Raw genomic sequence first — 11,832 nt, forward strand, 5'->3', positions numbered from 1 at the left:
CGGCACGATGTACGCGCACGGCGGGTGCCGGGCGCCGGACACGAGGGGGAATCCGATCAGCACTGTGGTGGAGGCGGATCCGGCCGCCTGGTCGGGTCACCGGTCGGCTCGCCCGTCGCGTTCCCTCTGGACCTTCGCGCTGTTCGGCGTGACGATGCTGGCCTTCGGGGCGCTCATCTGGCACCGCCGCTGGATGAGCGACGACGGGCTCATCGTCCTGCGGACCGTGCGCCAGCTGGTCGCAGGTGAGGGCCCGGTCTTCAACGTGGGCGAGCGGGTCGAGGCCAACACCTCGACCCTGTGGACGGCGCTGCTGGCGATTCCCGGCCTGGTGCCGGGGATCTCGCTGAACTGGGCGGCGGTGATCCTCGGCCTGGCGCTGTCGGTCGCAGGCCTCGGGTTCGGGCTCGACGCCGCGCGCAGGTTGTTCGGGGCCCGGCGGCTGATGGTGCCGTTCGGCGCGCTCGTCGTCGTCTCGCTGCCGCCGTTCTGGGACTTCGGCACGTCCGGCCTGGAGACCGGTCTCATCGTCGGGTGGCTGGGCTTCACGTGGTGGCTGCTCGTGGGCCGCCTGGTCGCCGCCCGCGCCGGCGGGGGTGGCCGGGCGTGGCCGCTGGCCCTCGTGCTCGGACTCGCTCCGCTGGTGCGCCCCGACCTCGCCCTGTTCGGGCTGCTCGTGGCCGTCGCGCTGGTGGTGCTGGAGGCCCGCCGCGGGTGGCGCCGCCTGGTCGGGCTCGCGGTGGTGGCCGCCGCGGTGCCGCTGGCGTACGAGGTTTTCCGGGCCGGCTACTACGGCCTGCTGGTGCCGTCCACAGCGCTGGCCAAGGAAGCCAGCTCCGCCCGCTGGCAGCAGGGCATCTACTACCTGTTCGACCTGGTCGACCCCTACCGGCTGTGGATCCCGCTGCTGGTCCTGCTCGTCGGCGTGCTCGCGCTCGCGGGGCTGCTCCGGGGCGCGTCGTCGCAGCCGGCGTCGCGGCGCCTGGGCCTGCTCACCGTCGTGGTGGTCGCGGTGCCCGTGCTGGGCTCCGGATTGCTCGCGCTGTACGTCACGCGGGTCGGCGGCGACTTCATGCACGGCCGGATGCTGCTTCCGGCGCTGTTCTGCCTGGTGCTGCCGCTGATGGCGGTGCCGCTCACCCGGTGGACCGCGCTCCCCGTCATCGGGATGGCGGTGTGGGCCGTGGCGTGCATCGCCGGCATGCGGCCCGCCTACGACACGCTCGGCCCGAACTGGATCGCCAACGAGCGGCTCTACTACGTGATCCTCGTCGGCAAGCCCAACCCGGTGACCAGCGAGGACTTCGTCGGGCACCCGGTGGCGCCCGAGGGCGTCGCGGCGCTCGCCGCTGCGCCGTCCCCGTCGCTGGCGCTCGCCGGGCCGGGGGAGAACGGGCTGCATTGGTGGCTGTTCCCGAAGCCCGGCCAGGACGCCCGCAACACGATCGTCTGGCTCAACCTCGGTGTCACGGGCGAGCTGGCGCCGCTCTCCACCACGGTGCTCGACGGTGTCGGGCTCACCAACCCCCTCGCCGCACACGCCACGGGCATCCCCGACGGGCGCATCGGCCACGACAAGGACCTGCCGCCGGAGTGGTTCCTGGCCGACGCCGGGGTCACCGACACCGGTTTCGTCGACCCGGGGGGCGTCGCCGCCGCTCGCACCGCGCTCGCGTGCCCCCGCACCCAGGAGCTGCTCAACTCCGTGCGGGCACCGCTCACCGCACAGCGGTTCTGGGACAACCTGACCGGAGCCTGGGAGCGCACCTCCTACCGGTACCCCCGCGATCCCCGCGCGGCCGCGGACTGCCGCCCGGCCGAATCAGCCGACGGGCCCGGGGCATGATCAGAGCATGACGCTCCCCCTGAGCCCCGACGAGCTGCTCACCACCACCCGTTCCGTGCGCAAGCGTCTGGACCTCGACCGGCCGGTGCCCCTCGAACTCGTGCGGGAGTGCCTGGAGGTCGCTGTGCAGGCGCCCACCGGCAGCAACCAGCAGGGCTGGCACTGGCTGGTCGTCACCGACGCCGGGCTCCGGGCCCGGATCGGGGAGTACTACAAGCAGTCCTACGACCGGTACCGCAACTCGCCGGGCTACGGCGGCCGGGCCGCGAACCACAGCGACGAGCGACAGGCCGTGCAGGCGCGGGTGAGCACGTCGGCGGAGTACCTCGCCGACCGGATGGGCGACGTCCCCGTGCTCGTCCTCGCCTGCATCACGGCGGGCGAGGAGCTGCCCGCGAGCAACCAGGCCGGCCTGTGGGGCTCCCTGCTCCCGGCGGCGTGGAGCTTCCAGCTCGCGGCCCGCGCCCGCGGGCTCGGCAGTGCCTGGACGACGCTGCACCTGCGCTACGAAAAGGAGATCTCCGAGCTGCTCGGGATCCCGCCGAACGTCCGCCAGGGGGTCCTGCTGCCCACCGCCTACTACACGGGAGAGACGTTCAAGCCCGCGCCGCGGGAGCCGCTCGACACCGTGCTGCACCTCGACCGCTGGTAGCGGAACGTGTTCGGTCGTTGCACGCTGTACTGAATCGGTCTGGTTCGCTGCCACCCGGTCGGCCGTACCGCTGCCCAGCGGGCAGTGACGGCCCGGGCCATACCGGTACGTTCGGGCTGGTAGGCGCACCATCGCTCGGCGTGTCGTCGTTTTCACCGTGTGACGACAGCAGGTCAGCTGACCACCACTCCGTCCGTCGGTCGAGGCGTGCCCAGCACGGAGCTGCGTGGTCTGACCGGGCTGCGCATCGTGGCAGCGGCGTGGGTCGTCCTCTTCCATTTCCACTTCACGCCCCTGGAGGCGGTCGCGGAGGTGGCCGCCGTGCTGGGGCCGTTGATCACCGCGGGCGCCCTCGGGGTGGACCTGTTCTTCGTCCTCAGCGGGTTCGTGATCACCTACACGTACCTGGACTCGCTGGGGCCCGCACTGCGGGTCCGGGCCACCGTGCGTTTCGTCTGGGCTCGCGCCTGCCGCATCTGGCCCGTGTACGCGCTGGTGTTCCACCTGTTCGGGATCTGGCTGATGGCCCGCCTGTGGTACGGCTCCGACTCGGAGGTGGCGTTCCAGGCCGTGCAGCCGGATCTCGGCCCCACGGAGTACCTGCAGCAGCTGTTCATGGTCCAGCTCTGGGACAACCCGTTCTTCGACGGGGCGTCCTGGGTGGGGGCCACCTGGTCGATCAGCGCGGAGTGGCTGGCCTACCTGCTCTTCCCGGTGGGGGTGCTCGTCCTCTTCCGGCTGCGCAACCTCCCCGCCACGGTGCTGGCCATGGCCGCGGTGGCGCTGATGGCTCCGATGGTCTGGGCCTATCTGAGCACCGGAACCCCGTACCACCCGTGGAGCTGGGCCGCCCGCATCCTCTGCGGCTTCAGCGGGGGCGCCGTGATGTACCTGGCCGTCCGCCGGAAGCGCCGGACGGAGGGGCTGCGACGTGGCGCATCGACCGCGGCGGTGGTGCTGCCGGTGCTGATCGCGGCCGGCCTGCTGCTGGGTGAGCTCCTCGGCCCCGGGCGCGGCGGCGCAGTGATCGCGCTGTTCCCGTTACTGGTGGGGGCGCTGGCCGTGGCCGACCGTGGACCGGCGATGGTGCTGTCGATGCCGTGGGCCGTGTACGGCGGCCGGGTCTCCTACAGCCTCTACCTCGTGCACATCCCGATGTTCGAGATCTACTGGCTGGCGCTGCAGAAGTTCTCCTCGCTGGGGCCCGGCACGATGCTCGCGCACGTGACCGGCGTGGTCGTGCTGCTCTCGACGTTCGCGGTCGCGGCGCTGGCCTTCCATGCCGTCGAGGAGCCCGCCCGGCGGAGCCTGCGGGCGATGGCGCGGCCGGGCGATGCGGCGCCGGCACGGGCGTCGAGGTCTCCGCGGCACCGCGCCGTCGGGGGGACGGCGACCGGCTGGCCCGGCGTGGGCAACCAGTCGGCCACCAGGCTGACGTCGGAGGCGGCGACCGCCCGGTCCCGCATCGTCGCCGCTCGCCGCAACGCCGCCGCAGGCCGGAGCGGCGAGACGCGTGCCGGCGGGGGGCCGAGCGGTTCGGCCGAGGTCTCCGCGGTGCCACGCCGCCGCCCGGCACCGGAGGCCGGCGGGCCGCCTCTGGCTGCCGCGCTGATCAATGCCCAGCGCAGGCAACCGCCGCGGCCGGGTGACTACGAGCGTTCCCTCTACGTGCAGGGGTACCTCAACGCGCGGGGCTGAGCGCCGGTCGGCTCGTGGTGGCTGCCGCTACCGGGCCCCCTCCGAGAACACGACCTCCCGCACCTCGATGGCCATCCCGTCGACGGCAGCGTCCGGGATCATGGCGGCGAGCTCGACCGCCCGCTCCCGTGTCTCGCACTCCACGAGGTAGAAGCCGCCCATGAACTCCTTGGACTCCAGGAACGGACCATCGGTCACGACCGGCACGCCGTCGCGGCCCCGCACCACGACGCTCTGAGCCGGCTCGGCCAGTGCATGGGTCGCCACCATCTCGCCGGAGGCCCTGATCGTCTCCATGAACGCACCGTGGCCGTTCATCACCTCGTCGCGCTGCTCGGGGGAGAGCGCCTCCCACACGGCCGGGTTCATCTGCATGATCAGCAGGTACTTCACGGTGTGCTCCTTCGCGCGACGCCCGGTCAGATGGGCAGGCGGCGGAACACCGCGCGGGGCAGGTGCCGCAGCACGCTCATCACCACGCGCAGCGGGGCCGGCGCCCAGACGAGCTCGCGCCGGTTGCGCACGGCGTCGACCACCACGGCGGCCACGGCCTCGGGAGTGGTGGACAGCGGGGCGGGCTTCAGGCCCTCGGTCATCTTGGTGTGCACGAACCCGGGGCGCACCACGGTGACGGCGACACCGGACGGGCGGAGCGCCATGGTGAGCCCCGAGTAGAAGGCGTCCAGGCCGGCCTTGGTGGAGCCGTAGACGAAGTTGGACCGGCGCGCCCGCTCCCCCGCGACCGAGGAGAACGCGACGAGTGAGCCGTGGCCCTGCGCGCGGAGCCGCTCCGCGAGCGCGACGCCCACCGAGACGGCCGCGGTGTAGTTGACCTGGGCGAGCTCGACGACGGTGGCGACGTCGGTCCACGCCTTCTCGTTGTCGCCGAGCAGCCCGAACGCGACGAGGGCCACGTCGATGTCGCCGCCGGTGAAGGCCTTGCGGACCACGTCGGCGTGGGTGTCGAGAGCGAGCGCGTCGAACGTCAGCGTCTCGACGGCGCAGCCGAGGCGCTCGAGGCGGGCCCGCGCGGCATCCAGCTGTTCGGACGGCCGGGCGGCCAGCACCACCCGCAACGGCCGGTCGGAGGCGAACGCCTCGACGACCGCGAGGCCGATCTCCGAGGTGCCGCCCATCAGCAGCACGCTCTGCGGGTTGCCCACGGCGTCGATCATCAGTTCGTCAGCTCCAGCCGTCTGGCCATGTCGGATGTGAAGACCCCGGTGGGGTCGACGTGGTCGCGCACCTTGCGCCACTCGTCGAAGCGCGGGTAGCCGCGGCGGATCGTCGCGGCGCTCGCCCGGGACTCCTTGGCGAGATACAGCCGGCCGCCCGCGCCGAGCACGAGCTCGTCGAGCTCGTCGCAGAACCGGTGCAGCCCCCGCGCGATGGGGAAGTCGACGGTGATCGTCCAGCCGGGCTGCGGGAACGACAGCGGCGCGGCGTTGCCCTCGCCGAAGCGCTTGAGCACGTTGAGGCCGGACGCGTGCGGCGACTGCGCGATCTTCTCGACGACCCGGCGGAACGTCGGTTCCTGGCCGAACGGGACCAAGAACTGGTACTGCAGGAACCCGCGCGATCCGAAGACCCGGTTCCAGTCGCCGAACAGGTCGAGCACCTGGTAGAAGGCCGTGATGTTCTGGATCGAGCCCCGCTGGCGCTTCGGGGCCTTGCGGTACCAGAGCTCGCTGAACGCCCGCAGCGTGAATCGGTTGGCCAGTCCGTTCGGGAAGACGTCGGGGAACGACAGCAGCTGCGGCGCGTCGAACTTCAGGGGGTCGCTGCGCAGCTTCGCCGGCAGCTGGTCGACGGTGGCGAGCGAGCCGCGGGTGAGCACCGCCCGGCCGAGCTGGGCACCCGTGGTGGTGGTGTCGAACCAGGCGGCGGAGTAGCCGTAGGTGTCGTCGGAGCCGTCGGTGAGCAGGCCCATCAGCTCGTCGAGGTCGGCGGTGCGGTCGGTGTCGACCACGAAGTACGCCGACTCGGTGCGGTGCAGCTGTACCGAGGCGCGCACGATCACGCCCGTGAGGCCCATGCCGCCGACCGTGGCCCAGAACAGGTCGGACTCCGGCCCGTCCGGGGTGAGGGTGCGGAGCGTGCCGTCGGCGGTGACCAGGTCCAGCGAGAGGACGTGGTTGCCGAAGCTGCCCTTGCTGTGGTGGTTCTTGCCGTGGACGTCGGCGCCGATGGCCCCGCCGATCGTGACCTGCCGGGTGCCCGGCAGCACCGGCACCCACAGCCCGTACGGCAGTGCGCTGCGCATCAGCGCGTCGAGGCTGACCCCGCCGTCCACCACTGCGACACCGGTGTCGGCGTCGATGGAGTGGATGGTGGCGAGGCCGGTCATGTCGAGCACCGTGCCACCGGCGTTCTGGGCCGGATCACCGTAGGAGCGCCCGAGACCGCGGGCGATGATCCCGCGCGGGCCGGCCGCCGCGACCGCGGCGGAAACGTCGTCGAAGGACCTGGGTGTGAGCACCTGCGCCGTGGTGGGCGCGGTGCGGCCCCAGCCGCGCAGACTCGCCGTTCCGGACATCGGCGCCAGGCTACTCCCCGTAGAGATCGCGGTCGTGCCTCCACCCGGTGGGGCGTCCCCGCTGCGCTCGTTGCGTACGGGACCAGGATCAATCGGTCACCGAAAGGGCATTCCCCACTATTCTGCTGAGGTGAGCACGACGCCGCCGGACCCACCGGGAATCAGGATCTCCGACGCCGACAGGGAGCGTGCCGCAGCCCAGCTCCACCAGGCGCTCGCCGACGGCCGGATCACCGTGTCGGAGCTGGAGGAGCGGCTGTCGGTGATCTACGCCGCGCGGTACGAGGCCGATCTCCTGCCACCACTGGCCGACCTGCCCGGAGCGCACCAGGCCGCCCTCGCCGGTGCCGTCCCGCCGCCGCACGCGCCGGACGCACCGCCGCTGGTGCTGCGCACCGGAGCGTCCACGATCAAGCGCCGCGGCGCCTGGGACGTCCCGCCGCGGCTCCGGCTGCAGAGCGCGATGGGCTCGGTCGTCCTGGACTTCTGCGACACCCCGCTGCGCCACCCCGTGATCGACGTGGAGGTCGACCTCGGCGCGGGCTCGGCGCGGCTGCTCGTGCCGGACGAGTCCACGGCCGACGTCGATGCCGTCGTGGCCACCATGGGCACCGTCAAGAGCAGCGTCCCGTCCATCCGCAGGCCCGGCGTGCCCCACTTCGTGGTGCACGGCCGGGCCGGGATGGGCTCGGTCACGGTGCGGCGGCGGTACCGCTTCGCGGGCCACTACTTCTGAGCGGCCGTCCGGCGCTCACCAGCTGTCCCAGTGGGTGACGGCGTCGGAGTCGGTGCGCGGTGCGCGGCGGAAGTCGGTGCCGATCGTGTGGGCCACCGGGATCAGTGCCGTCTGCTGGACCGACTCGTACGGGATGCCGAGCACGTCGGCGGCCTCGCGCTCGTAGTGCAGATGGGCGGTGGTCCACGCGGTGCCGAGGCCGCGGGAGCGGGCGGCGAGCATGAAGCTCCAGACCCCGGGCAGTACCGACCCCCAGAGGTTCGCCTGCGCCACCACCGACGGGCTGGGTTCGCGGACGACGTGCACGCAGGGCACCAGCAGCACCGGCACCTCGTGCAGATGGTCGAACAGGTGTTGTGCGCTGTCGGCCATCCGCTGCCTGCCGTCGGCCTCCGAGCGGTCCACCCCGTCGTAGGGCACGGGCACGGTCGGCCGGGTCAGGCCCAGCCGGTACAGATCGGCGATCGCCGCCCGCCGTCCCGGGTCGGTGACGAACACGAACTCCCAGCGCTGGCGGTTGCGGCCGGTGGGTGCCTGCGCGGCCAGCTCCACACACTCGCGCAGCACCGACCGCTCGACGGGACGGGTGAGATCGAGCCGTTTGCGGACCGCACGGGTGGTGCTCAGCAGTTGGTCGGTGGACAGCTCGAGGACGGTCATCGGGTCTCCTCCCGCGGCGGGTCGCGGACCCGTCCAGGGCCGTCCACCGCCGGCACCGGCTCAACAGGCCCGCGAGCCGATCTCGTTCCCGCCTGCCCGACGAGGCGCGGTCGAGCCTCGTCGGGCAGGAGCCTCCTACAGGCGGGCGAGCTCGTCGGTGAGGTCGTCCAGGCCCAGGCTGCCCAGTGAGAGTGCGGCGCCGTGCCAGGCCTTGGGATCGAAGTCCGCACCCCGGGCAGCCCTGGCGGCATCGCGGCCGGCCAGCCAGGCCCGCTCGCCCAGCTTGTAGCTGATCGCCTGACCGGGCCAGCCCAGGTACCGCACGATCTCGCTGTCGAGGAACGGGCAGGGACGCCCGCAGTGGGCGCCGAAGAACGCGCGTGCCACTTCCGGGGTCCAGGTCTCCCCGGCGTGCACGGACGAGTCGGCGGGGACCTGCAGCCCGAGGTGCATCCCGATGTCGATCACCACGCGGATGGCGCGCATCTGCTGCGCGTCGAGGTAGCCGAGCCGGGTGCCGGGCAGCGTGAGGTAGCCGAGCTCGTCCATCAGCCGCTCGGCGTAGAGCGCCCAGCCCTCGGTGTTGCCGGACACCGAGCCGACGGTGGTCTGGTACGTCGAGAGCCGGTCGGCGAGGTGCGCCCACCGGGCGAGCTGCAGGTGGTGGCCGGGAACGCCCTCGTGGTACCAGGTGCTGACCAGGCCCCACAGGGGGAACCGGGTCTGGCCGAGCGTGGGCAGCCAGGTGCGGCCGGGCCGGGAGAAGTCGAGCGACGGGCGCGTGTAGTAGGGCGCGGCGGCGCTGCCCGACGGGGCGATCATGGCCTCGACCGTGCGGATCGGCCCGGAGATGTCGAAGTGGGCGCCGTCCAGCTCGTCGATCGCGGTGTCCATCATCTTCTGCAGCCAGATGCGTACCTCCTCGACCCCGTCGACCGCGTCGCCGTTCTCGTCGAGGTGGCGCATCGCCGTGATCGGGTCGGCGCCGGGGAGCACCGTCTGCGCCTCGCGGTGCATCTCCGCGTCGAGCCGGCGGAACTCGTCCCATCCCCACGCGTAGGCCTCGGCGAGGTCGAGGTCCGACCCCGTGCTCAGGCGGGCCCCGAGCCGGTAGCGCTCGGCGCCGACGCCGTCGGGCGTGCCCTGGGCCGCTGGCAGGTACTCGTGGGCGAGGTGGTCGCGGAGCCCGAGCGCCGCGGCGGCGGCGGCGTCGGCGGCGTCCGCCAGCGCGGCGCGCAACGCGGTGTCCTCGGGTGCCTTCGCGACGAACGTGTGGAACCAGGTGCCCTCCGCGCCGGCCAGCCAGGCGTCGAGCTGCCCGACGACCGTCTCGACCTGGCGGGGCGCCGCGTACAGGCCGCGGCGCGACCCCTCGGTGAGCGTGGCGACGTACCCGGCGTACGCCTGCGGCACCCGGGCCATCCGGCGGGCCACCACGTCCCAGTCGTCGGACGTGGCCGTCGGCATCAGCTCGAACAGCTGCCGTACCTGCTGGTGGGGTCCGAAGATGTTGCGCAGCGTCCGCAGGTGCTCCCCGGCGTCGCTCACGGCGAGCTGGGCCTCGAGACGTTCGCGCAGCAGGCGCGCACAGCGCCGGTCGTCGTCGTCGGCCACCACCGCCGCGGGGAGGGCGGCGAGCACGCTGCGCGCGAGGTCGTCGATCGCCTGCTGGCCGTCGGGGGAGAGGTCGGGGGTCCGGTCGTCGCCGGGGTGGGTGCCCAGCGAGGTCGCGGTCCTGGTGTCCAGGTCGGCGAGACGCCGGACGTAGTCGTCGGCGAGGGCGCGCACCCCGGTGGGGGTGCCGGCATCGGTCACGGTGGTCATCCGGATGATCGTGCCGGGCGAACCGGAATCGCGCAGCGGTGCATCCGGGGGAGGCACCGGGCGCTCGGACGCGGCGGATACCCTGCTGAGGTGACCGCGACCCGCTCTGCACCGGCCCAGCTCGGCCTGGTCGCGCAGCTGAGCCGGTTCGTCGTCATCGGCGTGCTGTCGGCCGGGGTCGACTTCGGCACCTACCAGGGGCTGCTCGCCCTCGGCACGTGGCCCGACGCCGCCAGGGCCGTGAGCTTCATCCTGGGCACCACCACCGCGTACCTCCTCAACCGGCGCTTCACGTTCCAGGTCGAGGGCGCGGCGCGGGCCCGGCTGGCGGGTTTCGTGCTGCTCTACGCCACCACGTTCGCACTCACCGTCGGGGTGAACGCGCTGATGCTGGCCGTGCTGCCTGCCATGCCGCTGCGGGTCAGCGTGGCGTGGGTGATCTCCCAGGGCACGGCCACGGTGGTCAACTTCGTGATGCTCCGCACCGTGGTCTTCCGGCGCTGACCCGGGGTCTTCCGACGCTGAACCGGCCCGGCGGCCGAGTGCCGCCGGACCGGGTACGTCAGCTGCGGCCGAGCCCGATCCAGGCGAAGCCGGCCCGGCGGAGCACGTCGGGGTCGAGCAGGTTGCGGGTGTCGATCACCACGGGGGCACCGACCACGCCGCCGAGCGCCGTCCAGTCGAGCGTGCGGAACTGGGGCCACTCGGTGAGCACGACCAGCGCCGCAGCGTCCTTGGCGGCGTCCAGCGCGTCGTCGACGACGGTGATCCCGTCGGTCACACCGGGCACGTCGTGCGGGCAGGCCGGGTCGTACCCGACGAGCTCGGCCCCCTCCGCGCGCAGCAGCTGCGCGACGGCGAGCGACGGGGAGTCGCGCAGGTCGTCCGTGCCGGCCTTGAACGTGAGCCCGAGCAGGCCGATCCGCTGCCCGGCGAGCGAGCCCCCGACGGCGGTGCGGACCTTGTCGACCACGCGCTCGCGCGTGGTCTCGTTGGTGCGCAGGCTCGCCCCGACCAGCTCGAAGTCCATCCCCGCCGCCGCGGCGATCTGCAGCAGCGCGTGGGTGTCCTTCGGGAAGCACGAGCCGCCCCAGCCGGGGCCGGGGGACAGGAAGGTCTGCCCGATCCGCCGGTCGTAGCCCATGCCCTCGGTGACCTCGATGACGTCCGCGCCGAGCCGCTCACACAGGTCGGCGAGCGCGTTGACGTAGGACAGCTTCATGGCGAGGAAGCAGTTCGCCGCGTACTTGACCATCTCGGCGCTGGCCGCGTCGGTGAGCTGGGTGGGGGCACCGAGCTTCGAGTAGAGCGCGGCCACGCGCTCGGCGGCGTCCTGGGCGTCGCTGCCGACCACGATCCGGTCGGGGTGCAGGAAGTCGTGCACCGCGCTGCCCTCCCGGAGGAACTCCGGGTTGCTGACGACGGACACGTCGCGCCGGCCCAGCATCTTCCGGGTCGCCTCGGCCGTGCCGACCGGCACCGTGGACTTGTTGACCACGACGCAGCCCTTCGGCAGCAGGTGGCGCACCTCGTTCGCCACCGCCTGCACGGCGGCCAGGTCGGCTGCGCCGCCCTCGCCCATCGGCGTCGGGACGCAGAGGAACACCACCTCGACGGCGGGTTCTTCGGGCCGGACGATCGCCTGCCGCGCACCCAGGACGAACTCGAGGCGGCCGGCAGCGACGTTCTCGGCGACCAGCTCGGGCAGGCCGGGTTCCAGGATGTCGATCTGGCCGTCGTTCAGGCGGTCGATCTTGTCGGGGTCGATGTCGGCGCACACGACGTGGTGGCCGAGTGAGGCCAGGCAGGCGCCGGTGGTGAGTCCTACGTAGCCGGTGCCGATGACGGCGATCCGTCGAGCGAACACAGCGGCTCCTCTC

The 11,832-nt window shown here is 72.8% G+C and carries 11 protein-coding genes; 5 read left to right on the forward strand and 6 right to left on the reverse strand.

What is annotated here, in order from left to right; all coding sequences use genetic code 11:
- Positions 1-64 precede the first annotated feature (64 nt).
- From ACQPZA_RS00530 to ACQPZA_RS00540, 3 genes are all read left to right on the forward strand, one after another.
- Positions 65-1,846, forward strand: a complete 1,782-nt coding sequence (locus ACQPZA_RS00530; RefSeq protein ID WP_433277404.1) for a hypothetical protein — start codon at positions 65-67, stop codon at positions 1,844-1,846.
- A 7-nt stretch (positions 1,847-1,853) separates the two neighbouring features.
- Positions 1,854-2,498, forward strand: coding sequence for a nitroreductase family protein (locus ACQPZA_RS00535; RefSeq protein WP_169397817.1), 645 nt, complete (start codon positions 1,854-1,856; stop codon positions 2,496-2,498).
- A 207-nt stretch (positions 2,499-2,705) separates the two neighbouring features.
- The gene (locus ACQPZA_RS00540) at positions 2,706-4,196 is read left to right on the forward strand and encodes an acyltransferase family protein (protein WP_433277406.1); all 1,491 of its coding nucleotides are present in this window, start codon (positions 2,706-2,708) and stop codon (positions 4,194-4,196) included.
- A 27-nt stretch (positions 4,197-4,223) separates the two neighbouring features.
- Here ACQPZA_RS00540 and ACQPZA_RS00545 read toward each other — a convergent pair whose 3' ends face one another.
- Genes ACQPZA_RS00545 through ACQPZA_RS00555 form a run of 3 tightly spaced genes read right to left on the reverse strand, consistent with a single transcriptional unit; the run spans position 4,224 to position 6,732 of the window.
- Positions 4,224-4,589, reverse strand: coding sequence for a YciI family protein (locus ACQPZA_RS00545; RefSeq protein ID WP_433277408.1), 366 nt, complete (start codon positions 4,587-4,589; stop codon positions 4,224-4,226).
- Between the two features lie 26 nt (positions 4,590-4,615).
- Positions 4,616-5,371, reverse strand: coding sequence for a decaprenylphospho-beta-D-erythro-pentofuranosid-2-ulose 2-reductase (locus ACQPZA_RS00550; protein WP_169397814.1), 756 nt, complete (start codon positions 5,369-5,371; stop codon positions 4,616-4,618).
- The gene (locus tag ACQPZA_RS00555; protein ID WP_433277410.1) at positions 5,371-6,732 is read right to left on the reverse strand and encodes an FAD-binding protein; all 1,362 of its coding nucleotides are present in this window, start codon (positions 6,730-6,732) and stop codon (positions 5,371-5,373) included. Before ACQPZA_RS00555 ends, ACQPZA_RS00550 begins: the two co-directional genes overlap by 1 nt.
- Before the next feature lie 130 nt (positions 6,733-6,862).
- Between ACQPZA_RS00555 and ACQPZA_RS00560 the strand changes: the two genes are divergently transcribed.
- Entirely contained in the window at positions 6,863-7,468 is a 606-nt protein-coding gene (locus ACQPZA_RS00560; protein WP_169397812.1) for a DUF1707 SHOCT-like domain-containing protein, read from the forward strand.
- 15 nt (positions 7,469-7,483) lie between these two features.
- Here the strand turns inward: ACQPZA_RS00560 and ACQPZA_RS00565 are convergent, their stop codons facing one another.
- Positions 7,484-8,128 (reverse strand): nitroreductase family protein, encoded by a 645-nt coding sequence (locus tag ACQPZA_RS00565; protein ID WP_169397811.1) that lies wholly within the window; start codon positions 8,126-8,128, stop codon positions 7,484-7,486.
- A gap of 135 nt (positions 8,129-8,263) precedes the next feature.
- Positions 8,264-9,952: a DUF885 domain-containing protein gene (locus ACQPZA_RS00570; protein ID WP_433277413.1), complete on the reverse strand. Its 1,689-nt coding sequence runs from the start codon at positions 9,950-9,952 to the stop codon at positions 8,264-8,266.
- A 90-nt stretch (positions 9,953-10,042) separates the two neighbouring features.
- Between ACQPZA_RS00570 and ACQPZA_RS00575 the strand changes: the two genes are divergently transcribed.
- A complete protein-coding gene (locus ACQPZA_RS00575; protein ID WP_433277415.1) occupies positions 10,043-10,456 on the forward strand; it encodes a GtrA family protein in 414 nt (137 codons plus the stop codon).
- A 58-nt stretch (positions 10,457-10,514) separates the two neighbouring features.
- Here ACQPZA_RS00575 and ACQPZA_RS00580 read toward each other — a convergent pair whose 3' ends face one another.
- Complete coding sequence (locus tag ACQPZA_RS00580) at positions 10,515-11,819, reverse strand: UDP-glucose dehydrogenase family protein (protein WP_169397808.1); 1,305 nt, start codon at positions 11,817-11,819, stop codon at positions 10,515-10,517.
- Between the last annotated feature and the right edge of the window lie 13 nt (positions 11,820-11,832).

This window comes from Pseudonocardia xinjiangensis, assembly GCF_050948425.1.
Classification (GTDB): domain Bacteria; phylum Actinomycetota; class Actinomycetes; order Mycobacteriales; family Pseudonocardiaceae; genus Pseudonocardia; species Pseudonocardia xinjiangensis.